At 57.9% G+C, this 23,476-nt stretch carries 20 protein-coding genes; 12 read left to right on the top strand and 8 right to left on the bottom strand.

Annotation, left to right across the window (positions count from 1 at the left end; translation table 11 throughout):
- Positions 1-4 precede the first annotated feature (4 nt).
- The 5 genes from FHX15_RS22435 (at position 5) to FHX15_RS22415 (ending at position 4,101) form a co-directional block, all read left to right on the top strand.
- Positions 5-1,102 carry an ABC transporter ATP-binding protein gene (locus FHX15_RS22435; RefSeq protein WP_184400567.1) on the top strand — a complete coding sequence of 366 codons (1,098 nt, stop codon included), beginning with the start codon at positions 5-7 and terminating at the stop codon, positions 1,100-1,102.
- 32 nt (positions 1,103-1,134) lie between these two features.
- Positions 1,135-2,298 carry a mandelate racemase/muconate lactonizing enzyme family protein gene (locus FHX15_RS22430; RefSeq protein ID WP_184400566.1) on the top strand — a complete coding sequence of 388 codons (1,164 nt, stop codon included), beginning with the start codon at positions 1,135-1,137 and terminating at the stop codon, positions 2,296-2,298.
- 19 nt (positions 2,299-2,317) lie between these two features.
- Positions 2,318-3,064, top strand: coding sequence for a ribonuclease activity regulator RraA (locus tag FHX15_RS22425; RefSeq protein WP_184400565.1), 747 nt, complete (start codon positions 2,318-2,320; stop codon positions 3,062-3,064).
- Positions 3,065-3,439: 375 nt separating this feature from the next.
- Positions 3,440-3,700: an antitoxin gene (locus tag FHX15_RS22420; RefSeq protein ID WP_184400564.1), complete on the top strand. Its 261-nt coding sequence runs from the start codon at positions 3,440-3,442 to the stop codon at positions 3,698-3,700.
- Complete coding sequence (locus tag FHX15_RS22415; protein ID WP_409527027.1) at positions 3,700-4,101, top strand: type II toxin-antitoxin system VapC family toxin; 402 nt, start codon at positions 3,700-3,702, stop codon at positions 4,099-4,101. The genes FHX15_RS22420 and FHX15_RS22415 overlap by 1 nt, the downstream gene beginning before the upstream one ends.
- A gap of 243 nt (positions 4,102-4,344) precedes the next feature.
- Here the strand turns inward: FHX15_RS22415 and FHX15_RS22410 are convergent, their stop codons facing one another.
- Genes FHX15_RS22410 through FHX15_RS22390 form a run of 5 tightly spaced genes read right to left on the bottom strand, consistent with a single transcriptional unit; the run spans position 4,345 to position 8,800 of the window.
- Positions 4,345-4,707 carry a cytochrome C oxidase subunit IV family protein gene (locus FHX15_RS22410; protein ID WP_184400563.1) on the bottom strand — a complete coding sequence of 121 codons (363 nt, stop codon included), beginning with the start codon at positions 4,705-4,707 and terminating at the stop codon, positions 4,345-4,347.
- 7 nt (positions 4,708-4,714) lie between these two features.
- A complete protein-coding gene (locus FHX15_RS22405) occupies positions 4,715-5,434 on the bottom strand; it encodes a heme-copper oxidase subunit III family protein (RefSeq protein WP_184400562.1) in 720 nt (239 codons plus the stop codon).
- Between the two features lie 20 nt (positions 5,435-5,454).
- The gene (locus FHX15_RS22400; protein WP_184400561.1) at positions 5,455-6,168 is read right to left on the bottom strand and encodes a cytochrome c oxidase subunit 3; all 714 of its coding nucleotides are present in this window, start codon (positions 6,166-6,168) and stop codon (positions 5,455-5,457) included.
- Positions 6,165-7,943 carry a cytochrome c oxidase subunit I gene (ctaD, locus tag FHX15_RS22395; protein WP_184400560.1) on the bottom strand — a complete coding sequence of 593 codons (1,779 nt, stop codon included), beginning with the start codon at positions 7,941-7,943 and terminating at the stop codon, positions 6,165-6,167. The genes FHX15_RS22400 and ctaD overlap by 4 nt, the downstream gene beginning before the upstream one ends.
- Before the next feature lie 38 nt (positions 7,944-7,981).
- Positions 7,982-8,800 (bottom strand): cytochrome c oxidase subunit II, encoded by an 819-nt coding sequence (locus tag FHX15_RS22390; protein WP_184400559.1) that lies wholly within the window; start codon positions 8,798-8,800, stop codon positions 7,982-7,984.
- A 3,930-nt stretch (positions 8,801-12,730) separates the two neighbouring features.
- Here FHX15_RS22390 and FHX15_RS22385 point away from each other — a divergent pair.
- Positions 12,731-12,922: a hypothetical protein gene (locus FHX15_RS22385; protein WP_184400558.1), complete on the top strand. Its 192-nt coding sequence runs from the start codon at positions 12,731-12,733 to the stop codon at positions 12,920-12,922.
- A gap of 1,267 nt (positions 12,923-14,189) precedes the next feature.
- Positions 14,190-15,446 carry an arsenic transporter gene (locus tag FHX15_RS22380; RefSeq protein WP_184400557.1) on the top strand — a complete coding sequence of 419 codons (1,257 nt, stop codon included), beginning with the start codon at positions 14,190-14,192 and terminating at the stop codon, positions 15,444-15,446.
- Between the two features lie 191 nt (positions 15,447-15,637).
- Here FHX15_RS22380 and FHX15_RS22375 read toward each other — a convergent pair whose 3' ends face one another.
- Positions 15,638-16,027 (bottom strand): cytochrome c family protein, encoded by a 390-nt coding sequence (locus FHX15_RS22375; RefSeq protein ID WP_184400556.1) that lies wholly within the window; start codon positions 16,025-16,027, stop codon positions 15,638-15,640.
- 289 nt (positions 16,028-16,316) lie between these two features.
- Here FHX15_RS22375 and FHX15_RS22370 point away from each other — a divergent pair, with 289 nt between their 5' ends.
- From FHX15_RS22370 to FHX15_RS22355, 4 genes are all read left to right on the top strand, one after another.
- Positions 16,317-17,330, top strand: a complete 1,014-nt coding sequence (locus tag FHX15_RS22370) for a zinc transporter ZntB (RefSeq protein WP_409527026.1) — start codon at positions 16,317-16,319, stop codon at positions 17,328-17,330.
- Positions 17,331-17,440: 110 nt separating this feature from the next.
- Complete coding sequence (gene panC, locus FHX15_RS22365) at positions 17,441-18,316, top strand: pantoate--beta-alanine ligase (protein ID WP_184400554.1); 876 nt, start codon at positions 17,441-17,443, stop codon at positions 18,314-18,316.
- Positions 18,313-19,134, top strand: a complete 822-nt coding sequence (gene panB / locus FHX15_RS22360) for a 3-methyl-2-oxobutanoate hydroxymethyltransferase (protein ID WP_184400553.1) — start codon at positions 18,313-18,315, stop codon at positions 19,132-19,134. The genes panC and panB overlap by 4 nt, the downstream gene beginning before the upstream one ends.
- 306 nt (positions 19,135-19,440) lie before the next feature.
- On the top strand, positions 19,441-19,758 hold the full coding sequence (locus FHX15_RS22355; RefSeq protein WP_184400552.1) for a hypothetical protein: 318 nt from the start codon (positions 19,441-19,443) through the stop codon (positions 19,756-19,758).
- 183 nt (positions 19,759-19,941) lie between these two features.
- Here FHX15_RS22355 and FHX15_RS22350 read toward each other — a convergent pair whose 3' ends face one another.
- The gene (locus tag FHX15_RS22350) at positions 19,942-21,117 is read right to left on the bottom strand and encodes an adenylate/guanylate cyclase domain-containing protein (RefSeq protein ID WP_184400551.1); all 1,176 of its coding nucleotides are present in this window, start codon (positions 21,115-21,117) and stop codon (positions 19,942-19,944) included.
- Between the two features lie 251 nt (positions 21,118-21,368).
- Between FHX15_RS22350 and FHX15_RS22345 the strand changes: the two genes are divergently transcribed.
- On the top strand, positions 21,369-21,560 hold the full coding sequence (locus tag FHX15_RS22345; RefSeq protein WP_184400690.1) for a hypothetical protein: 192 nt from the start codon (positions 21,369-21,371) through the stop codon (positions 21,558-21,560).
- A gap of 53 nt (positions 21,561-21,613) precedes the next feature.
- On the opposite strand, the gene FHX15_RS22340 is transcribed toward FHX15_RS22345, so the two are convergent.
- Positions 21,614-23,449, bottom strand: a complete 1,836-nt coding sequence (locus tag FHX15_RS22340; protein WP_184400550.1) for an ABC transporter ATP-binding protein — start codon at positions 23,447-23,449, stop codon at positions 21,614-21,616.
- Positions 23,450-23,476 lie beyond the last annotated feature (27 nt).

The raw sequence follows: 23,476 nt of genomic DNA, 5'->3' as shown, positions 1-23,476 counted from the left end.
GCCGGTGGCCCACGTGGTCCTCAAAGATTTGGTCAAGACCTATGGCGCCTTCAAAGCTGTCAACGATGTTTCGCTGACAGTCAACGACGGCGAGTTCGTCGCGCTCGTCGGCCCTTCAGGCTGCGGCAAAACCACCACGCTCAATCTTGTGGCAGGGCTCATCCCCGTCACATCTGGCGACATCGTGATTGGCGACAGAATAGTCAACGACCTCGATCCCAAGGATCGGGACATTGCAATGGTATTCCAGAACTACGCACTTTATCCGCAGAAATCGGTCTACAAGAATCTGGCGTTCCCGCTGCAGATGCGCAAACTGCCAAGGGACGAGATCGACAAGAAGGTCAGGCAAGCAGCGCGCGTGCTCGACATGACGCAGCTACTTGAACGCAAGCCACGCGAACTTTCGGGCGGGCAACAGCAGCGCGTGGCGCTTGGCCGTGCTCTCGTGCGCGATCCGGCGGTTTTCCTGATGGATGAACCACTTTCCAACCTCGACGCAAAGCTGCGCGTGCAGATGCGCTCGGAGATCAAGCGTTTCCACCAGGACCTCAAGGCGACGATCATCTACGTGACGCACGACCAGCTCGAAGCCGTCACCATGGCTGACAGGATGGCGGTGATGAACGGCGGCTACCTGCAGCAATACGATACTCCGGCGCAAGTCTTTGCCCATCCGGTGAACATGTTCGTCGCGAGCTTCGTCGGCAGCCCGGCGATGAGCCTTGTCTCACTGGAGGCGTCAACAGCAGGCGGCGAGACCGTGTTGACCAGCGCGGAGGGTTGGCGTCTCGAACTTTCGCCCCAAAACGCTCAGAAGGTCGCGAGGGCAACGACCAACAAAGTCGTGCTCGGCGCGCGGCACTCGACGATCAAGCTACACAAGAGCGCAATGCCTGGAAGCGTTCCTGCCAAGGCCTATACGGTGGAGCCGACCGGAGACGTTACCTTCGTGCAGGCATTTTTCTCCGGCGCCATCGTCAATGTCAGTGTCCCGCCGACCATCGCTGTCGCGCCCGATGAACCGATTTGGCTCGAGTTCGATCAGGAGCGGATGCATCTGTTCGACGGGAAAACAGAAATGGCTCTCAAGGCCAACTAAGACCAAGAGGATGCCATGAAACGAGGGCGCGTATGACGGCAAAGCTTAAAATTACGGCGATCAAGCCCTATCCGGTATGGGTTGGAACGCGCAATCAGATGCTGGTCAAGGTCGAAACCGACCACGGCATCTTCGGTTGGGGCGAGAGCGGCTTGAGCGGTCGCGAGAAGGCCGTGGCTGGCGCGATCGAGCATTATCGCGAGTTTCTCATCGGCCGCGACCCGATGCAGATCGGTAGGATCTGGCAGGAAATTTATCGCAGCCAATATTTCGAAGGCGGGCGCGTTCTGCAGGCGGCGATTTCCGCCATCGACATTGCCCTTCACGACATCAAAGGTAAGGCGCTGGGGGTACCTGCCTACGAACTGCTGGGCGGCAAACAGCGCGACCGCATTCCGACCTTTGCCTCGACCGGTGACGAGACCGAGGGCGATGATGCCATCGAACGAGCCCGCCAACTGCGCGCACAGGGGTGGCAGGCGATCCGCTTCTTCCCCATCGGGCAAAGGAGCAAGGACATCTTCGAGCCGCGCGAGTCGATTTGCGCCACCGCACGGATGCTGAACAAGGCGCGCGAGGCGCTCGGCGACGATGTCGTCCTCGGCATCGACTATCATCATCGCCTGTCGGTGGCGGAGGCCGCAAGCTTCTGCAACAAGCTCGGCCGCGGCGTGCTTGATTTCCTCGAGGAGCCGATACGGGACGAAACGCCGGAAGCCTACGAATCCCTGCGCAGGATGACCGACATCCCGTTCGCGATCGGTGAGGAATTTGCCAGCAAATGGCAGTTCCTGCCCTTTATCGAGCGCGACATCCATCAATTCAACCGGCTCGATGTTTGCAATGTTGGCGGGCTCACCGAAGCGATGAAGGTCGCTGGGTGGAGTGAGGCCCACTATGTGGACCTAATGCCGCACAATCCCCTTGGGCCAGTCTGCACGGCCGCGACCATTCATCTCGCCGCTGCGGTCGCCAATTTCGCCTGGCTCGAGACCAGGGCGCCCGAAGCGAAGTTGGGCTTCGATAATTCGGACTTCTTCCCCGTGCAACCACGGCTCGACGGCCCCGATTATCCGGTGAGCGACCTGCCTGGGCTCGGCGTCGAGGTCAACGAAGAGGCGGTCAAGGCGCAGAGCTTTCGTTTCTGGGAAGCGCCTCACCTGAAGCGCCGCGACGGTTCTGTCACCAACTGGTAGTTCATCCTCCGGAGCTAAAATGACACATACGCCAGACATTACCCGACCGCCTAAAGAGCTGATCGACGCCCTTAAGGATATCGGCGCAGCCACGGTTTCCGGCACGCTTGGCCACATGGGCTTCCGCAACCCTCACATGGTCGGACCGGTGCAGCAGACTCGCGGGAAGTCGATCGTCGGGCCAGCGCTGACGCTTCAATTCATGCCGCAACGGCCGGACCTCTTCACCGAGGGAGAATATGCAGATCCGGAGACGCAGTTGCACCGCCATGTGCTCTATCACGTGCAAGAGGGCGATGTAGTGGTGGTCGACGCGCGCGGGGACATGAGTTCAGGCGTCTTCGGCGATATGATGTCGACCTACTTCAAAGGCAGAGGCGGCGCCGGCATCGTGATCGATGGCTGCATGCGCGATCGGCCCAATGTCGAAAAGCTGGATCTCGCGCTCTGGCTGCGGGGCTGGACACCCAATTACCATGTTCAGACCAGCATCTATCCAAATGCCGTCAACGTTCCGATTGCCTGCGGCGGTGTCACGGTCATCCCTGGAGACATCATCGTTGCCGACGACGACGGAGTGGTGGTGGTTCCAGCCGCTATGGCCGCGAAGGTGATCGAGGAGTCGCAAAAGCATCACGAGTGGGAGGGGTTCTCTCGAACGAAGCTAATGGAGGGCGGGTCGTTGCAGCGTTACTATCCGCTTCATGACGATGCGCGCCAAGAATACGAAGCGTGGCGCAAAACAAACCGCCCGAGGACAACTTAGCCCATGTCCCTGAGCGGGCTGCCATGAGCTCTTGAGAATGACAGCCAACCTTGTTCAGTTTCTCGCTCTCTCATCATAGGCGCGTTCGCACTGATCCCTCCGGAGCGCCTCTTGCTGCCCCGCCCAACAATTCGCCTACCCCAAGCGGCTATTCACTGGCCAAGGGATTTATTAGAGATAAGCAATCGTCGATCTGCTGTGGGGAACAATCCCGCTTTTGCAAGGGTGAGGCGAATAATCCCGAGCAGCTTATCGCGGAGCCATCCGCCTTCCCAATGTGTCCGAGCGCCTTGACAGGCGGCGTTCGGTCAAATTGACGGTTTCCATTACCTACTGCATAGTATATATATTTATGTATATACGAGGGAGCTGCCAGTGGCACAGTTCGCAAAAGTATTTCAGTCGGGAAACTCGCAAGCGGTGCGCTTGCCAAAGGAGTTTCGCTTCGACGTCGACGAACTTGAAATCACCCGGGAGGGTGACGCAGTTATTCTGCGTCCGATCGCAAGCACAAAAGAGCGCTGGGGTTTTCTGCGGAAGGCATTAAGTCGCCGCTTCAGCGAGGATTTCGTACAGCAAGAACGCGGTCAACCGGACGCCGAGGAGCGCCCGGGTCTTGACGAGCTTTTTCGCTGATGCGCTATCTGATCGATACGAACGCCTTGATTTCACTTGTCGCTGGTCGTTCCGAACAGCTTGCAAGGCGCATCCTCGCGAGCAACGAGGGCGAAATCGGACTGTCTTCGATCGTTCTCCACGAACTCTACTATGGCGCCTATAAAAGCCGGAAGGTCGCTTTCAATCTCGAAACAATTCGTCTGCTCGCGCAGGATTTTCCCTTGCTCGTGTTTGATGAGCAGGATGCGAATGCAGCCGGAGAAATTCGTGCGGGGCTAGCAGCCACAGGCCAACCGATCGGCCCATTCGATGCGCTGATCGCGGCGCAAGCGAAGGCCCGGCGGCTGACCGTTATTACCAACAATGTCAAAGAATTTGGCAGGATTGCCGGACTATCAGTCGAAGATTGGACGGAATAGCACCTTGTCGTTTCAACCTGGCACGACCGACACCTAGGGCGTGGAAAGGTCATGCCGGTCGAGCAAGCAAGCTTGAACAAAGACGACGTTCGTTCTGAGAGACGGGGTTGTCCGGGAGGATGACCTTTTGATCTTTGAACGCAAACTTAGGCATGCATCGGGCAATGTCCACACACCTGGCGTCAACTCCCCGCACGTGGAACAAAAAGCAGCCCTGTGGGGGTTTCTTTCGGCGATCGGCATCTACTGCGCAGCACCAAAGAAGGCAAGCCTGGTGAAGATCGTGTAATGCGATTCCGACGCCATCAGCGCGACGAAAACCAGCACCAGCAGCGGCGGCAGCAGGATGGCGTAGACCAGCGCCAACCGTTCCCAAGCCATATGCATGAAGACGGCGACGATCAGCCCGGCTTTCAGCATCATGAATACAAGGATTAGCGTCCACCTGAGATAGCCCTGGATGCCGAGATAATCGACCATATAGGAGCCGGCGCTGAGCACGAAGAGCAGGCCCCAGACGAGGAGATAGAGCCGGATCGGATGCTGCTGTCCGCTATGTGCCTGTGCATGCGCCGTTTGAGTTTGTACATGCGTTGTCTCGCTCATGACGACCTCACCACAGATAAAAGAACGCGAAGATGAACACCCAGACCAGGTCGACGAAGTGCCAGTAGAGGCCCATGATTTCGACGGCCTCGTAGCGGCCTTTCCGGCTGGTGAAGAAGCCGCGCCGTCCCTCGTCGAAATCGCCCCGCCAGACCTTGCGGGCGATGATGAGGAGGAAGATGACGCCGATGGTGACATGGGTGCCGTGAAAGCCTGTGATCATGAAGAAGGACGATCCGAATTGGGCCGCCCCCCACGGGTTCTCCCAGGGGCGCACGCCTTCTGTGATCAGCTTCGTCCATTCGAAGGCCTGCATGCCGACGAAGGTTGCGCCCAGGAGCGCCGTCAACAGCATCAGCATCGCGGTCTTATAGCGCTCGCGGCGATAGCCGAAATTGACAGCCATGGCCATGGTACCGCTGCTTGAGATCAGCACGAAGGTCATGATGGCGATCAGGATCAGCGGAACGTCCTGACCGCCAATATGCAGCGCGAAGACCTCGCTGGGATTGGGCCATGGGACCGGCGTCGACATGCGGGCGGTCATGTAGGCGATCAGGAAGCAGCCGAAGACGAAGGTATCGCTCAAGAGAAAGATCCACATCATCGCCTTGCCCCAGGAGGCGGTTTTAAAGGCGCGCTGATCCGAGCTGAAATCGGCCGCGACACCGCGCAGGCCTGATGGCCTGAGGCTTGTTTCTTCGTGTGTCCCGATAGTCTGTATCATCTGCGCCTCCGGAGGAGCCCCTAGTTAAGCAATGTGCGGCAGAGATCGACGAAGTCATTCGCCCAGCCGGCAAAGAGCGCGAAAAGCAAAAGCCAGACGGCGAGCATGAAATGCGAATAGATGGCGGAGAGATCGACGCTGAGCTGCAGCCTTTCGGGTTGAACGTCGGCTGAAAATGCCCTGACGGTCGTATGAGCGAGCACGGCAAGCCCGCCGAGAATATGCAGGCCGTGCAAGCCGGTCAGCATGTAGAAGAAGCTGTTGGCGGGATTGTCGGTCAGGACATAGCCGGCTGCGGTCAGCTCCCGCCATGCCTGGATCTGCCCGATCAGAAAGAAGACGGCAAGTGCAAGCCCGGTCACGAGCGCCGGCCGCAGGCTTTCCATGCGGCCATGCTGCGCTTCACGTTTGGCCCGTTGCAGCGCCGCACTGCTGAGCGCGAGTGCTGCGGTGTTCACCCAGAGCAGCCGCGGCACCGGCATCCCCCACCAGTCCGCCGAACCCATGCGCATGAAATAAGCACTGACGGCAAGGCTGAAGAGCGCACCGACGACACCCAGAAACACGAAGAGGCCGATCTTCACCGGCGGCAGCGGCGGCCGGTGGGTGCCCTCATGTGCCGGCAGTTGCAGGGACCCCGTTTCGAGCCAGGGCTTGGAGGTCAGCCGCTGTCCGGAGAGCCACCAGATGATGATGGCGGCGACCGCGACGAGGAAGATAAGCATGACGTTCATGCCGGAACCTCCCGTGTGACGCCGCCGCTTGCCGGCACATTCTGCGGAATGAAATCCTCCGCGGCCCCCGGCACGCTGTAGTCATAGGCCCAGCGGTAGACGACAGGCAGATCCTTACCCCAGTTGCCATGTGCAGGCGGCGTCTGCGGCGTCTGCCATTCAAGCGTCGTTGCCCGCCACGGATTGCCGCCTGCCTCCCGGCCCCGCCGAAGGCTCCAGGCGAGATTGAACAGGAAGACGATCTGCGCGGCGCCGACGATCAGCGCCATGACTGTTATGAAGATATTCAGGGTATGGGCCGAGGGCGGAACGAAGGCCGTCTCTCCCAGCTCGTAATAGCGGCGCGGCACGCCGAGCAGGCCGAGGTAATGCATTGGAAAGAAGATTGCATAGGTGCCGAGGAAGGTGATCCAGAAGTGGATCCGGCCCAGCGTCTCGTTCAGCATGCGCCCAGTGACCTTCGGATACCAGTGATAGATTGCCCCGAAGATGACGAGGATTGGCGCAACCCCCATGACCATGTGGAAATGCGCAACGACGAACATCGTATCCGACAGTGGCACATCGACGACGACGTTGCCGAGGAAGAGACCAGTCAGGCCGCCATTGACGAAGGTGACGATGAAGGCGAGCGCAAAGAGCATCGGCAGCGTCAGGTGGATGTCGCCGCGCCACAGCGTCAGCACCCAGTTATAGACCTTGATCGCCGTCGGGATGGCGATGATCAGGGTCGTGGTGGCAAAGAAGAAGCCGAAGGCCGGGTTCATGCCGCTGACATACATATGATGCGCCCAGACGACGAAGCTCAATGCGCCGATGATGACGATCGCCCAGACCATCATGCGATAGCCGAAGATATTCTTGCGCGCATGCGTGCTGATCAGGTCCGAAACGATGCCAAAGGCCGGAAGCGCGACGATATAGACCTCCGGATGCCCAAAGAACCAAAACAGGTGCTGGAACATGATCGGGCTGCCGCCGCCATGTTTCAACTGCTCGCCCATTTCGACGATGGCCGGCATGAAGAAGCTGGTGCCGAGCACGCGGTCGAACAGCATCATGACGCAGGCGACGAAGAGCGCCGGAAAGGCGAGCAGCGCCATCACGGTTGCCGTGAAGATGCCCCAGACGGTCAGCGGCATGCGCATCAGCGTCATGCCGCGTGCGCGCCCCTGCAGGACGGTCACCACATAATTGAGGCCGCCCATGGTGAAGCCGATGATGAACACGATCAGCGAGGTGAGCATCAGCAGGATGCCCCAGTCCTTGCCGCCGGGCGTGCCCGACAGAACAGCCTGCGGCGGATAAAGCGTCCAGCCTGCCCCGGTCGGCCCGCCAGGGGCGAAAAAGCCGGAAACCAGGATCAGCACCGCAAGCAGATAGATCCAGTAGCTCAGCATGTTTGCATAAGGGAATACCATGTCGCGCGCGCCGACCATCAACGGAATGAGGTAGTTGCCGAAGCCGCCGAGGAAGAGCGCAGTCAGGAGATAGATCACCATGATCATGCCGTGCATGGTGATGAACTGGTAATAGTGATCGGCATCGATGAAGGCGAAATAGCCGGGAAACGCAAGCTGCAGCCGCATCAGCCAGGAGAGCACCAGCGCTACCAGACCGATCGAGATGGCTGTCAGCGCATATTGTACGGCAATGACCTTGGCATCCTGGCTGAACACATATTTGGTCCACCAGCTCTTTGGGTGATAGAGCTCGACATCCTCGACTTCAGCGGAGGGGATGATCCCTGCGCTGTCAGAGGGAATCTCGACCATGATATCCTCCCTTTCTCGATGCGGCCTTCGGCCGTCTCTTAGTTCGTCGGCGGCGGCTCTCCCGACGACGATGCAAGCTGGTTGAATGTCTGCTGCTGCCCGAGCCAGGTCTGGTAGTCCGCGTCGTTGTCGACCACGACGGTGCCGCGCATTTGCGGATGGCCGAGACCGCAGAGTTCGGCGCAGAGGATCTCGAAGGCCCCTGTCCGCGTCGGCGTCAGCCAGAAATAGGTGACCATGCCGGGAATCATGTCCATCTTGGCGCGAAATTCCGGCACGTAGAAATCGTGGAGGACATCGATCGAGCGAAGCAATATGTGTACCGGCTTGCCGGCCGGCAGATGCAGCTCGCCGCCCTCGACGATCACGTCGTCCAGGCCGTTCGCGTCGTTCTTGTCCAGGCCAAGCGGGTTCTCGGGTGTAACGTCGCGCGTCTCGGCGCGACCGAGCTTTCCGTCAGCACCCGGTAGGCGGAAGCTCCACTGCCATTGCTGGCTGACGACCTCCACCGATGCGGCATCGGCAGGCACGGTGATGAACTGGTTCCAGACGAAGAGGCCGGGCGCCAGCATGGCGGCGACACCAATTGCCGTCCCAGAGGCCAGCAGCACTTCCAGCCTGCGGTTCTCCGGTTCGTAATGCGCCCGGTTGCCCGGCCTGTGCCTGAAGCGGAACACGCAATAGGCCATGAAGGAGATCACCGCAACAAAGACGATGCCGGTGATCCAAAAGGTAATGACGAGCGTGCTGTCGATATAGCTCCAGTTGGACGCGATCGGCGTCCACCACCAAGGGCTTAACAGGTGGAACAGCACAGAGCCGACGACGATCAGGACGAGAACCAGCACAACAGCCATTTCCGCCCCTCCCCGGGCCGACCGACCGTGAAACCGCATTCCGAAAATAATACGATTATTATCGCACAGATAGAAAATATGGGCAATTACGGCGTTTCAAGCGTATCTGAAAAGGTCCCGAGCGCTTTTGCCTGGAAAAAGTGCGGTACCCGGCGATGAGCGCAAACGTCAAGCGACGCGTGATTGCTCGTGTCGCGCAACGTCTCCGCCCGAGGGGCCGGCATCACACGCGCTATCGCCGGGTAAATTAACGCTCGCCGTGCGTTCTCTCACAAGCTGAGGATCGGCATAGATCTCGACCCTGTCACGACCGGCCCGTTTGGCAAGGTAGAGCGCCTGATCTGCTTGATCACGAAGCGTCTTTAGATCGCCAACGCTTTTCCAGAGGGCGACCCCACCTGACGCTGGGCCTTACCATCGCGGCACCGGATGAAAGTGCCAGAGTACCGATTGACTTTGCTCGGTTGAAATAATCCCAACCCATACCATCACGAACCGGCGTTCCCATGTCATCGGGCCTGATTGCGTGGATTCATGTCAATGACATGCGTCGGATTAAACAGTGGAAGCGTCGCTGCGCGTCGGGCATAATTTCCAGCAACCAACCGATGGCTGTCTTTGTCCAAAGCTTTCGACAGTTGCTGAGGGGCGTGCCCAGTGTCTCCGCGAGGCGCGTGACGTAGCCTCTGTCCCCGATAGGGTCGCCCGTAGCATTTCCATAGGTAGTGCTGGAACCATAGCCTTCTTGGTTTCCGCCTCGATGGAATTCCTGTCGGGGAGCAGCGAGCGGCCACAGAACGGCATCTGAAGGATGATCGCTCCGGCGCCCATCGGCACGTTGTTAGGGCCATTCTCGCGTTGGAGGCAATATGCGGCGTCAAAGCGCAGGGCGACCGGCTGCACATTCAAGTGCAGGTGTTACCTGCGTGAACCTTCACCTCGAAAACGACGTAGGACGGACTACGAGGATATATTGATAAACCGTGTATTCGGTACTGCGAACCTTCGCTTGAACGCGGGTGTAGTCGGATGCCGGTCTGCCCTTCAAAGAAACTATATATTTACTTACGAATGCAAAATCGTAGGCCTCCGGGAGATCGATCTCTGTAACCGTGCCGGACAGTGAAAACCTGGGGAACTGCGCTGCTCCTGTGGCTGGAATGATATTTGAGGCATCGTCGTTCATGCCCTGCGCTCGCTATAGTGTTTTTACAATTAAACCGCCATGTACCTATTCGCTGATGCTGCAAACTCAGCAGGTGAGTAGGCCTTTGTGCCTACTCGGCTTCTTATCCGACTTCCGCGACGGGTTGATATCTGTTGCGCCTTCAGCGAGTGTGGCGATTAACGACATCGCAGGATTCACTCATGCCACGCGTTTCGCTTTCGCATCGCCGCCGTATTGCATTATTGACCGAATACCTGGCGGGAGCGCGAATCGACTTTCTCGCCGCGAAATATGGCGTCCATCGATCCTATCCCAGGCATCTTTTCCGGAGGTATTCTGCACGAGGCCTCATTGTGTGATGACCTGGCGGATTAAGAGCAAGCGAGCTGGTGGGGAGTGCAGTCAAATGCTTCGACGTGACAGCACTCCCCTTTTCGCTCTCGAGAAGAGATCGATCTGTATGGTATCCGGGATGCGCAACGATTGATATTGGAGGTCAGCGACAGATCTTCGTCTGTCCCTGAAGGGAACCTCTTTAGATCGACCGCCTCAGTTCTTTCCGTTGGAAGGCTTTCTCCAAATATATATGGTTTTTCAATGAACCAATCGACTACTTCATGCGTCGCGGTGCCTATGCGAGCGGCCCGTTCGATCCAGGTATCGGCGACCCTGACGCAGGATTTGATCTATATGATGCGGAAGGTACGGCGGACGGGAAATGGCCTGTTATTGGGTGGTCGAGAACGCTCACGAACGCTCTCGCCTCGACGGGGTTCGGCTGGGCTGATAGTCTCTGCCGCAAGCGCTCCACCGTTGCGACGGAACGTATAACGTGACCCCCGATCCGACGACCGCGCAGCCTCTCCTGCCTAGCCTTCTCGGGTTCTGAGCCTCGCCACGGGCGACCAGTCAAAGGTTGTCTTCGATGATCTCCATCTGCTCGCCAATATAGAGGAGGTATCACCGCACAAGCTCCAGTCGTTTTACCTGCGCGAGCTGCTGTATCTGCGGAAAGGTTCATCGGTTGGCCCCTTGGAAAACCAGGAGCGGCGAAAAACGCCGCGATGTCTGCTCTGATGAGGCTAACCATGGCGGGGATATCGGTCCCATAGTCAGTGGTGGTGTCGAACAGGAAATCGACAGGTTCAAAACCTGACGATTTTGAGCTTCACCAGATTGTTTGGGTTCTCTGCGGAGATCATCGCATTGCGTGCATCCCGAGCAATAAAAGTGGCTGTCTCGGCGGCGATGTATGCTGGAGTGTCGAATTCCATGCCTGCTGGTTGCGGTGACCTAAATCTAAGCACTACGGCAAAATATTAGCAGCACCCCACCACCCAACCATCGTCGGAGCGCGTCAAAATTACTGTTGCACCGACAGCGATGTGTAGCTAGAGGCTGAGCCTTGCTCTCTTTACCCCGAGAGCGAAACGGGAGTGCGGTCATCTGCGAACACTTTGGCTGCACTCCCACCCCGCCACCCCATCATCATTTGCTTCGTGAACCGGTGACCGGCTTTGAATTCATCGAAGACAATTGACCAATCGATTCTGCGGGGCATTCATGGACGGTTCAACGAAGCAAGCACTATCGCTGCGTGTAAAGTGCTTCGCGATCTTCGTCTGTCCCTGGTTTCTGCTTTGCTTTTTGTCGTCGGCTGTGGTGGGCGTTTTTAATTTCATTCCATCCGCTGAGTGGGTGGCACAGACAAATCTTTTGGGAATCGTCGCGGCCTCACTGTCTGGAGCACTTTTTGCCTGGGTCTTTTGGAAAGGTGGCGCTGGAATGAGCAAATCGAGGCGCGTCCTCAGTGTCATCGGCAGCCCGTTCATAGGTTATTTTACCGGGGGCAATCTACTATTCATTTGGCCGATGCTAGTCCCACTGATCGTAGGCCACAACGTTGCGCTTCCGTTTACGCTACAGCGAGCAACCGATCGTCGCGGAGGAATCTGCCGCACGCCGGTCAAATTGGAAGACCCGCCTTTTCTCAGAGCATCAGATCAAGTTTGAGACCGGGTATTGGCATCGTTGTACGCGCCTTGGAAACGGGTCTCGGCGTATACGCGCCCGACGTGAGCCTAACTTGGACGGATCTCTAATCATTAAGGGCCTCTGTCCGTAACTCCCCACCGCCCAATCATCATTTGCTGCCGCCTCGCCCTAACCGGTGAAGCGGCATTTTTGTTTCAGGCGGCCGCAGCAGCGCATGTAAGACTTACCACAAGGCTTCACCGATAGCGGCCGCACAAGGGGCGGCTCCTGCTGATGGCTCGGTGGGTTCATGCCAGTGCTTCTCATGCCAGCCGCACAGCTTCACGGTGCGACATATCCTTCGATATGCGTAGTTGAAATAACCGCTTACCTTACCTTACCGAGCGAACTAGCCAGGACGAACTCACTAAGAACAAAGAAAAGGATGACGGCCGATCGGCCACAAAAGCTCGCAATGGCGTGTATCTCAGCCATATTCATCCAAGAAGGAGGGTGATAAATAAATGACACAGGACGACAGTTAGTGCCGCGATCCCGCTCAAAAATCGCGCGCTAATATTCCTCTACTAATATTTCTGCTCTTAAAATAGAAAAATGAGAATTTTTGAAGTACTCTACTTACCAGACAGTAAACGTGTCTAAATGGAACGTGAATTCCACAAAAAGTGATGGTTAGAAATGTTAGAGCTGGACTCTAGCGCGAAAACTGCTACTCCTAGCTGATAAATCTGTCCGAAATAGGCGCACCGAACCGCACTGAGGGGATCATGAATATAGAGACGAAGGGCAAAGTCCGGCCTATCGCGGAGCCCGACTACATGGACGCGCGAATTGCTACACTTAAAGCCGTACAGAGAAGTATTGAAAAGCCCGAGGTCACTATCAGCGAAATCAAGGAGGCTCTTCAGATCGTGCTGAGGGAATACATCCATCATCTTGAGGCTTCGGTCGAATACTAAAAGCAACGGCCGGTGTGGCACTAGGCAACGACCGGCGCCGGTCATCGCAAAGCTCGCCGGACCACAGACCGGCGATTTAGAAGCTCTGGAGCGCCGGAAGAGGCCGCAGTACAGACGCAGCCCAGATATCCTATCGCGGTGTAGATGGGCGCCGTCGGCGGTTTCTGACGTTGATACCGTCACGCCAGCGAATGGATTTCACCTGCCGGCCTCTCGCAAAACGTGCGTGAACCTCTCGATTCACACCGCACCCATTAGGTAAACGTGTTCGTTCAAAATGCCTGCAATTGTGCACTAAGAGGTCCCGCCCCTGTTGGGCGAGTTGCTGCAGGACCTGCGAGGCCCGAGCTTTTTGAAGCCGAAAGCGCTTGTACTTTTCATGATCAAGGCCTTGAGCTTCCGATTGACATAGTCAGCTAGAGAGAACAGGGCCGAACGACTGAACGGCACTGTTTGATGGTTTCACCAGCGTCCCCGGCGTTTGCCGCGGAATGCTCAATCTATGATCGTGACCTGCATTGAGAAGAACTCTTCCGCTGTGAAGTCGCCACCTGTCGTGGCATAACCTGGTTTCCAAGGAAGTCAAATTTGACGGTCGGATACCTTTCCCGGCGCTGCCTATCTTTACAGTAGACCATCTGGATTTTGGTCGGATACATCTGAAGTCCGCATTCTGCAAGCCGCGCTTGAAGCACGCCGTGCCTGCTCGGATCTCGACCGAACTTTTCATCCGACGTTCGTCACCACGGCTCTTTGCCGCAGCAGCTAGGATAGTTTGAGACCACTCCCGAAAGCCGATCTCGGTCGTCCCAGCATCCTTTACGCAGCTTTACGCCACGGTCTCAGTTCATATTGGACTCCTTCCGCCGCTCCGCAGCACACTTTCGTCGATAAAGATCAGCTTCTCCGGATCGAGATCGAGCCGACGCTGAAACCAAGCGCACCGACGCTTCAAGACAAGGTTCATCACCGCGATTGCCGTCAGCTTGTTTAATTCGCGTCCCATCTATCACCGTAGAGAGAGTGTCAATTTGTGATATCGCATGAACTACAATGACGTAAGCGTCTGAATGTAAAGGATTTCGATATGTGATGAGGCTGCGTGATACAGGCGATGTTCGGTTCCGGCGCCTCATGAAGATTTAGCTTGCTTCTCGCCGGTCCATTGTTGCCGATGCTCACCAGACCATGTATCCGTACGCCGAACACCGAGTTCCAACACGCTCCGAGGCCACCCGGTGTCTCGCAGCCAATAAGCATGATCCGAATGACTGAAAATGCCATTGTATGGGGTGTCGCCGGGCTTACCGCGGCTGGCGTCGTTGCCCGCCCTTTCCGGTGGCCGGAGGCGATCTGGGCCGTCCTTGGAGCTTTTGTTCTAGTCGCCTTCAAACTGATCGGACCGGTCGACGCCGTGGCAGGCATTGCCAAGGGCATCGATGTTTACCTTTTCCTGATCGGCATGATGCTTTTGTCCGAGCTCGCCCGGAGAGAAGGCCTCTTCGACTGGGTTGCTACCTTTGCGACTTCGCATGCAAAGGGCTCTCCTAAGCGGTTGTTCGTGCTCGTCTATCTCGTCGGCCTCGCCGTAACTGTTTTCCTTTCGAACGATGCGACCGCTGTCGTGCTCACGCCTGCCGTCTATGCGGCTTGCCGCGCGGCCCGGGTTCGCGACCCGATGCCCTATCTGCTCGTATGTGCCTTCATCGCCAATGCAGCGAGCTTCCTGCTGCCGATCTCCAACCCGGCCAATCTCGTGATTTTCGCAGGCGGCGAAATGCCGCCTTTGTCACGCTGGGTGTCGACATTCCTTCTGCCTTCGATCGTCTCCATCGTCGTCACGTTCGTGTGTCTTTATTGGACGCATCGACGCAGCCTCTTGGAAGAAAGCCTTGCCGTCAAAGCGGAACGGCCTTTCCTCACCCGCAGCGCCAGCCTTGCAGGGTGGGGAATCCTCGTAACTGCCGTCGTCCTTGTGGCAGCGTCTGCCATGCATGTGGATCTTGGTGTTCCAACATTTCTTGCAGGAACGATCACCACGGCATCGGTTCTGACACTGACGCGGCAGAGCCCGGTTGAGACGATAAAAGGCATAAGCTGGAGCGTCTTACCCTTGGTGGCCGGCCTGTTTGTTATCGTCGAAGCGCTCGATCGAACGGGTGTCACAGGTCTTCTCTCCGGCCACTTGGCCTCTCTTGCCTCAGCGTCGCAAGCCGAGGCCGTCGGGGTTTCCGGAGTGTTCGTCGCCGTGGTCTCAAATCTCGTCAATAATCTTCCGGCCGGATTGGTTGCCGGCAGTGCAGTCCAGGCAGCACAGGTCTCGGATAAGGTTGCAGGTGCCGTCCTGATCGGCGTCGATCTCGGACCCAATCTCTCAGTCACGGGATCGTTGGCGACGATCCTATGGTTGTCGGCACTGCGCCGCGAAGGCCTCGATATCGGCAGCTGGAGATTTTTGAAGCTTGGGGCGGTGGTGATGTTTCCCGCGCTGATCCTGTCGCTGGCATCCCTTATCGTGCTTTAACGATCCGGACAGGTCTGCCGGGCCATCAAATCAAGGGCCGGCCTCCGGCTCGACCCCTGAGAAAACTCGTCAGGTGTGGCCGAGACCGGACGAAGTTTCGCATCTATATGATTGACCTCGGTGATGGAGCCGGCGACGGTTTCCAATCGCACACAAAAGGCTTCAGTCAGCCGCGTGAGATAATAGCGCCGTCACTTGGAATATTGCTTGAGATAGGCGATGAGATCGGTGATCTCCTGATCGTCCTTCAGGCCGACGAAGGTCATCTTCGTGCCCTTCACCTTGACTTTCGGATTGTGCAGGTAGTCACGCAACGTCGCTTCGTCCCAGACGAGACCGCCATCGCCGGCTGCCTTCATTGCGGGTGAATAGGCAAAGTCTGGATGTGTTCCGGCCTTCCGACCGAACAGCCCATTCAGCGACGGGCCGACCTTATTCGTATCTGATTCGGCGATATGGAAGGTCGCGCATTTCTTGAAAACGGTGGCACCCGCCGTCGGGTCGCCTTCCTGGGCGCCGACGCGACCAGGGGAAAGAGCGATGAAGGCGGCGACGATCAGCAGTACAACACGGTTGTTCACGGCAAACCCCATCCTCTTCAAGGTCAGCCACTCGCATACTCCGGTGCCGTTTGCGGTACAGAATATGTTAGCGATGGTTAAAGTTTAGTCGCTCGCCGGTGCAAGTCAATCGGGGCCACAATATGAGAACACAGACGGCGGATATGCGGGTCACCATGCCCGCAATTTTGATCTAACGGCACCAGTGATTTGATTGTCTTGCCGCCTGGCGGCGACCCGCTAAGCTATTGATATGCGCATACGGGAGGTAGATTCTGGCGGGTGGAGGTTTCTGATGCACGAGCAAGTCATGAGTGTTGCAAATTACGGCGCAGAGCCGGGCCTGCGTTTCGCCGTGCTTCTGGACGGTCGTGGCGGATGTCGGACGCTTGATATGGAAGCGGTGGGCCGGTGGACAGCTGAAGATGGCGTCATTTGGCTGCATTTCGAGCGCGATCATCCGGCCGCCGCCGATTGGGTGGCGGCGAGAGGCGGCTTCGATCCGTTGGTTGCCGACGCCCTCCTGCAGGAGGAATCGCGCCCACGCGTCGAGAGCATCGACGACGGGTTGCTCATTATCCTTCGCAGCGTCTGCGCCGCGCCGCCGGAAGAAGCAAAAGCAGGGCAGGACGAAATCGATCTCGTTCCCCTGCATATATGGGCCGACGAGCGCAGGCTGGTGAGCCTGCGCGATAGCGGCCATTATATTACTGCATTGCGCGATATCCGCCTGGCTCTGGACAAAGGCAAAGGGCCCAGACAGACGGGGGAACTGCTTGCTCTGGTCAGCGAAAAGCTGGTACGCGACCTCGAGCCGGTGCTCGACACGATGGACGAAGAGGTTGATGAACTGGACGAACTGATCTTTCACGGCGAGGCGAGCGAAGTGCGCGAGCGGCTAAAGCAGCTTCGCCGCCGCTCCGTGCAGCTTCGCCGCTATCTCGCACCGCAGCGCGACGCATTAAACCGCATCGAACATGACGACGCTCCCTGGCTGAAGGAGCGTGACAAGCTGCGTTTCCGTGAGGTCATCGACAAGCTGATGCGCTTCATCGAATATCTCGATGCTATCCGTGACCGTACCAGCATTCTTCATGACGACCTGTCCACCGTCATCAGCGAGCGGATTGCCCGCAACTCCAACCGCCTTGCAGCACTTGCCGCGCTGCTGCTGCCGCCGAGCGTAGTTGCAGGTCTTTTCGGCATGAATGTCGGCGGAATCCCCGGGGTCAACGACACCTGGGCTTTCATCATCATCGTTGCCTTTGTCGCCATCACCTCGATTGCGACGCTGATGGTCCTCAAGCGGATCAAGTGGCTTTGAGCGACCAAAGAGAGTACCAGCTTCGGGATCAGCTAATCGATGTTATTCCTGACGCACCGTTGACGGGAGACGATAATTGCAATCTGCATGGCCGCGAAGTGGAGGAAGCAGTGCGAATATTTTCCAAAATTGGCGAGGTGCGCTCGGCGCTCAATGCCCTGAGGCGACATGACCGGACGGTAGGCTTTGTGCCGACTATGGGCTATCTGCACGCCGGTCACATGGAACTGGTTTCGCGCGCTCGGTGCCAAAACGATATTCTGGTGGCATCGATTTTTGTCAACCCGCTGCAGTTCGGGCCGTCGGAAGATCTTGGCAAATATCCGCGCGACCTCGAACGCGACGCGCAGATGCTGAAGCAGGCAGGCGTCAACATGCTTTTTGCGCCCGCTGTCACCGACATGTATCCAGAGCCGATCCTGACGACCGTCGATGTGCCTGATATCGGCAACGAGTTGGAGGGGGCGGTGCGTCCCGGGCATTTTGCCGGCGTGGCGACCGTGGTTTGCAAGCTTTTCAACATCGTACAGCCCCAGAAAGCCTATTTCGGCGAAAAAGACTACCAGCAGGTCGTCGTTATCAAGCGCATGGTCGCCGACCTGTCCTTGCCGGTAGAGATCATTACGGTTCCGACGATAAGGGACGAGGACGGGCTCGCCTTGTCCTCACGCAACGTCTATCTCAGCAAGGAAGAGCGAAAGGCTGCAGTCATCGTCCCGAAAACGCTTGATGAGGCCGAGCGGTTGGTTGCCGGTGGCATACGCGATCCTGCTGAGCTCGAAGATCGGCTGAGAACATTCCTGAGCACCGAACCCTTGGCCAATCCGGAGATTGTCGCCGTCAGGGATGCGTCGACTTTGCGGCCAGTCGCCGCCATCAAGGACCCGGTCGTCGTTGCACTCTTCGTGCGCGTCGGAACGACGCGGCTGTTGGACAACAGAGTGATCGCCGGCCGCGACAGGGCAAGAATTGGAGCGGAGCGATGAGCACACCCGGATTACAGAAACGTCTTACGCCATCGGGCGTCACCGCCATGAAGGGAAAGGCGCCGATCGTCTGCCTGACGGCCTATACGACGCCGATCGCCCGCCTCCTCGATGAACATTGCGATCTTCTGCTAGTCGGCGACTCCCTCGGCATGGTGCTCTACGGCATGGAGACGACGACCGGCGTCACGCTCGACATGATGATCGCTCACGGCAAGGCTGTCATGCGCGGCGTCAGCAAAGCCTGCGTCGTCGTCGACATGCCTTTCGGTACTTATCAGGAATCGAAGGAGGTTGCGTTTCGCAATGCGGTTCGCATCCTGCAGGAAACGGGCTGCGATGCCATCAAGCTTGAGGGCGGCGAAGAAATGGTTGCGACCATCGGCTTTCTGACGGCGCGGGGCATTCCGGTTCTCGGCCATATCGGCTTGATGCCGCAGCTGGTCCATACTGCAGGTGGTTACCACTCGGTCGGCCACAGCGAACACGAAGCCGCGAAAATCCGGCGCGATGCCCATGCCATCGGCGGATCCGGGGCTTTCGCCTTCGTCGTCGAAGGAACGGTCGAACCCTTGGCGCGCGAAGTCACTGCCGCGACCCCTGTGCCAACCATCGGTATCGGCGCTTCGTCGGCCTGCGACGGCCAAATCCTCGTTTCCGACGACATGCTCGGGCTCTTCAATGATTTTACGCCACGCTTCGTCAAACGTTACGACGAACTGGGAAAACGCGTTTCTGCGGCAGCGGCAGATTACGCTGCGGAGGTACGCTCCAGGCGATTTCCGGCGGTCGAACATACGTTCAAGAGACGGTCGTAACGGTATCGCGCCGAAAGCTGCCGACCTTCGCGAGCACATCCTTTTTCAATAGGCAGGCGTATTCAAGGAAAGAGCCACATTGGTTCTGTGAGTCAAATTCAACAAATTGGGATGGCGATGACCAGGTCGCCATCGGTGGACACCAAGCAGCACACTTGCGTCACGCAACGACAGGCCCGCAAATTCCGGCTTGTGAGCGCGATTGTTCACCATTTCCCAAGAAGTCAAAGCCGGTTGGCACCGTTGAATGATCTGGCAATCAATTTCAGATAATAGCAGTGGCATTCATTGCCTCGGAGTCACATCGTGAAAGCTCGATCGTCGTTTAAACTTCTAATTTTGCCATTTGGTTTATTCGTCAATTCGACGCTGGCTTTCGCCGATGGCTGGCAGACCGACGCGCAAGGCACCTCCAATTGGCATGTATCTCCGCCGACCGGGCAATGCAACGTCAGTCGAGCCCGAAACAGGGCGATACGCGCCGGCATTTATCGAAGCGAAATCGTCTTCCGTGATGAGAATGTCCTGACCTTCAGGGGGCTGACGATTAACGGAGACCGCAAGGAGATCACCTTCGGAAACGAACCAAGCTGCCCGGAATTGGAGTCGAGAGACATTCCGTAGAGGCGTCCTCGAGCGGCTTGATATTACCGCCGCAACAGCTTTTACCCACCGTTCCAGCCATCTCCATCTTATAACCACTTTATGGCCCAGGCGGGATGAAATGGTCGCAACCGCTTCGAAGAGGAACGTCTCGGCGCGCAGTCAACATGTTGACATCTCAGGCGGCCTCGCGGCCGCTGTTCGTCAATCTGGCCAGGCATAAATCGTGGCTGGGCGAGCAACGCCCTTCAGCAGAAAAGTGCCTGCTTCCTGGAAGCGGCCCGGCGCCTGCAAAACGAAGTCGGCAGATGCCAAGAGGCTGTGCCCGGCGATATCGGCAAGCTTCTCCATGCGCGTCGCTTCGTTGACCGCTCTTCCGATCGCGGTAAAATCCAGACGGCGGGCCGCTCCGACGTTCCCGTAAAAAACTTCGCCAACGTGAAGGACGATGTCGACCATCAGCTCCGGCTCTTCTGCCTGCGCTCTCTGCCGATTGACCTCGGCATTGGCATCCATTGCAGCGCGCGCCGCCGACAGGGCTCGACCGCATGCTTCGGCAGGGTTGTCGACATCGGCAGGGAAAATGGCAAGCAGACTATCACCCATGAACTTCAGGATCTCGCCGCCCTGCTGCTCGACCGGGGCGCCGATTGCTTCGAAGTGTTGGTTGAGCCAACCGACGATACGGTCGGGCTCGTGCTTTTCGTTGAGCGAGGTGAAATTCTTAAGATCGGCGAAAAGGATCGCCGCATAGATCGCGGTGCCGTCACCACGCCTTATATGCCCGCTCAGAATGCGTCCGCTGGTTCTTGCGCCCGTGTAGACAGCCAGTACGTCGGTCGCCACCCGTGTGGTCGCGATGCGCCAACAGGCAAGCGACAGAGCCGGCACTATTTTCTCCAAATCGGCGATTAATCGATCCGAAAAGCCGCCAGGGTTGTCAACCGCGATGGAGAAGCTCGCGCCCGCAAGCGCTGTATCGCCGGGGAACGAAACGATCTTCATCAGATAGTCGGTGGCTCCAAGCTCAGCCAGTTCGGTCAGCAGCGGAATCGGTGGCGCGTCCGGACCCGGCGGCAGTCTCCAGCGAGCATATTGAAGATTATGTGTCAGGAGATAGGAAATGGGAGAGCGCTGGAACAATGCCTGGCTCGCTTCATCATGCCCTTGAATCTCCTTTAAGAAACCGGAAGAACGGTACCAGGCAAGCGAAGCCCCCCTCTGCAGGGGATCGATCGATGGCATTGCTATCGACGCGCGAAGGATCGGGTATCCGAGATCCGTCAGCCGTTCTGCGACGCCCTGCAAGATGCTCTCGATCGTATCTGTCGACAATCCTTCGGCGATAATCCAGTCGATGAGGTCTTGCACGCGAGGCATGGTTACGTCCTTGGGATTCTGGTTGCAGCGATCCGTCGTTCTAGCGCAATTTCACCGATGGTCCATTGATTGGGTCCTTCCGGGCGCAGCGCCATTGCAAAAACTTCCAACACTGTCTCTGCTTATGATAGGATGCATGGAACAAAATTGCGGTAGCCGCGTACTCTGTTTCTGGGACGCGAAAAAATCTGTTATCGGCCTAACAAGAACCACAACCCACTTCGAGGAAGGAAAGGAATGTGTCTACGACCATGCGGACGGATAATGTCGTACCGAATGACGAACACGTGGTTACGGCCAAAGAAGCCTTGGAGGGTCTTTATCTAAGGCTCGAAATGGAGGCGGAGGTCCGGCTTGTCGCCGCGGCGCTGCGCGCCGGTTGGACGGCGGACGAAGCGCTTGATGCGATCGACCAGCTTCGAGCCGACGATACCAAACACTAAAGGCTCCGGCCCAGATTTAGGCGCTGCATCGATCGCTGCGGTTTGGCGGTTGCTCAGACGGCGACCAGATGTCCCGGCGATACCTGACGATATTCGAGCGGCTTGATCTTGTAATCGATACGGCGGACCGGGCTTTTGATCTCATCACTTGCCACGGCCCGTTTTTCCCGCCGGCGGTCGGGGTCCGGAATCGGGACGGCCGCTATCAGCTTCTTGGTGTAAGCATGTTGAGGATCGCCGAAGACGGCGGCACGCGGACCGATCTCGACGATTTCGCCGAGATACATGACAGCAATGCGATGGCTGACGCGTTCGACCACGGCCATATCGTGGGAAATGAAGAGGAAAGCGAGGTTCAGGCTCTGCTGCAGGTCGAGCATCAGATTGATGACTTGCGCCTTGATCGACACGTCGAGCGCCGAGACGCATTCATCCGCCACGATGACCTTCGGCTCCAACGCAAGCGCCCGCGCAATGCAGATGCGCTGGCGCTGTCCACCGGAGAATTCATGCGGGAAGCGCGACGCCATTTCGGGCGTCAAACCAACCTTGGTGAGCAGATCCGCAACGCGCTCCTTTGCCTGCTTTGCCGTCCCCATCCTGTGTTCCAGATAGGGTTCGGCAATGGCGTCACCAACGCGGATGCGAGGATTGAGACTGGCAAAGGGATCCTGGAAGATCATCTGCACGGTCTTGCGCATCTCGCGCATACCCGCCTTGTCGAGCGCCAGCACATCCTTGCCATCGGCAATAACCGAGCCGCTTTGCGCCTCGATCAGCCGCATGATCGCGCGTCCGGTCGTGGATTTTCCGCAACCGGATTCTCCGACGAGCGACAGCGTCTCGCCGGCATGAAGATCGAAGGAAACATTCTCGACCGCATGAACGCGACCGGTCAATTTGCCGAACAGGCCGGAGTGAATATCAAAGCGCTTCGTGAGGTTCTTCACCTCCAGCACCGGGCGAGCTGTGGCGGCCACTGTGTTGGCGGTTTCGACCGGAGCGCTCGATCCCCCGGTCGCCGTGTTGACGACCGGAAAGCGCAGCGGCCGCTCGCGACCCTGCATGGAGCCGAGCACCGGCACGGCTGACAGCAGGGCGCGCGTATAAGGATGCTTGCCGCGATGGAAGATATCGGCGGTCGCTCCCGTCTCCACCTGCTCTCCGCGATACATCACGACCGTGCGGTCGGCGATCTCGGCCACCACACCCATGTCGTGGGTAATGAACAGAACAGAGGTGCCCTCCTCTTCCTGCAGCATCTTGATGAGATCGAGTATCTGGCCTTGGATCGTCACATCGAGCGCCGTCGTCGGCTCGTCGGCGATCAACAGTTTCGGCCGCGAGGCAAGCGCCATGGCAATCATCACGCGCTGGCGCATGCCGCCCGAGAAGCGGTGGGGATATTCATCAAAACGCGAGGCTGCCGAGGGAATACGCACCTTTTCGAGCAACCGGATGGTCTCGGCGCGGGCTTCGGCCTTCGACATCGACCTGTGGCAGAGCAAGGCCTCGGATATCTGGTCGCCGATGGTGAAGAGCGGATTGAGGCTCGTCATCGGCTCCTGGAAGATCATTGCAACGTCGTTGCCGCGCACCTTGCGCATCTGATCTTCCGCCAGGCGAAGCAGGTCACCCCCACCGAGCATGATCCTGCCTTCGATGCGGCTCGAATCCGCCTGCAGCAAACGCATGATCGACAGCGAGGTCACGCTCTTTCCGGAGCCGCTTTCGCCGACGATGGCGACCGTCTCGCCCGGTGCAACATCGAAGGAGACATTGCGCACGACCGGCTTCCAGGCGCCATCGACCAGAAATGACGTCGTCAGGTTTTGGACAGAGAGAATTGCCGCTGCCGCTGCGATGGATTGTGCCTGGATGCCGGTCATGATCGCTTCCTTTATTTACCCGGAGTT

The sequence above is a fragment of the Rhizobium sp. BK650 genome (genome assembly GCF_014195325.1).
In the GTDB taxonomy this organism is placed as follows: Bacteria; Pseudomonadota; Alphaproteobacteria; order Rhizobiales; family Rhizobiaceae; genus Rhizobium.
Note: the sequence above shows the minus strand (reverse complement) of the source record. Positions and strands in the feature narration are given on the sequence as shown.

Coding starts and splice junctions, on each gene's coding strand:
- FHX15_RS22430 (WP_184400566.1), top strand. CDS start 1,135: ATGACGGCAAAGCTTAAAATTACGGCGATCAAGCCCTATCCGGTATGG.
- FHX15_RS22415 (WP_409527027.1), top strand. CDS start 3,700: ATGCGCTATCTGATCGATACGAACGCCTTGATTTCACTTGTCGCTGGT.
- FHX15_RS22400 (WP_184400561.1), bottom strand. CDS start 6,168: ATGAACGTCATGCTTATCTTCCTCGTCGCGGTCGCCGCCATCATCATC.
- FHX15_RS22350 (WP_184400551.1), bottom strand. CDS start 21,117: ATGCCTCGCGTGCAAGACCTCATCGACTGGATTATCGCCGAAGGATTG.
- FHX15_RS22380 (WP_184400557.1), top strand. CDS start 14,190: ATGACTGAAAATGCCATTGTATGGGGTGTCGCCGGGCTTACCGCGGCT.
- ctaD (WP_184400560.1), bottom strand. CDS start 7,943: ATGGTCGAGATTCCCTCTGACAGCGCAGGGATCATCCCCTCCGCTGAA.
- FHX15_RS22405 (WP_184400562.1), bottom strand. CDS start 5,434: ATGATACAGACTATCGGGACACACGAAGAAACAAGCCTCAGGCCATCA.
- FHX15_RS22340 (WP_184400550.1), bottom strand. CDS start 23,449: ATGACCGGCATCCAGGCACAATCCATCGCAGCGGCAGCGGCAATTCTC.
- FHX15_RS22385 (WP_184400558.1), top strand. CDS start 12,731: ATGAATATAGAGACGAAGGGCAAAGTCCGGCCTATCGCGGAGCCCGAC.
- FHX15_RS22370 (WP_409527026.1), top strand. CDS start 16,317: ATGAGTGTTGCAAATTACGGCGCAGAGCCGGGCCTGCGTTTCGCCGTG.
- FHX15_RS22390 (WP_184400559.1), bottom strand. CDS start 8,800: ATGGCTGTTGTGCTGGTTCTCGTCCTGATCGTCGTCGGCTCTGTGCTG.
- panB (WP_184400553.1), top strand. CDS start 18,313: ATGAGCACACCCGGATTACAGAAACGTCTTACGCCATCGGGCGTCACC.
- FHX15_RS22345 (WP_184400690.1), top strand. CDS start 21,369: ATGCGGACGGATAATGTCGTACCGAATGACGAACACGTGGTTACGGCC.
- FHX15_RS22425 (WP_184400565.1), top strand. CDS start 2,318: ATGACACATACGCCAGACATTACCCGACCGCCTAAAGAGCTGATCGAC.
- FHX15_RS22410 (WP_184400563.1), bottom strand. CDS start 4,707: ATGAGCGAGACAACGCATGTACAAACTCAAACGGCGCATGCACAGGCA.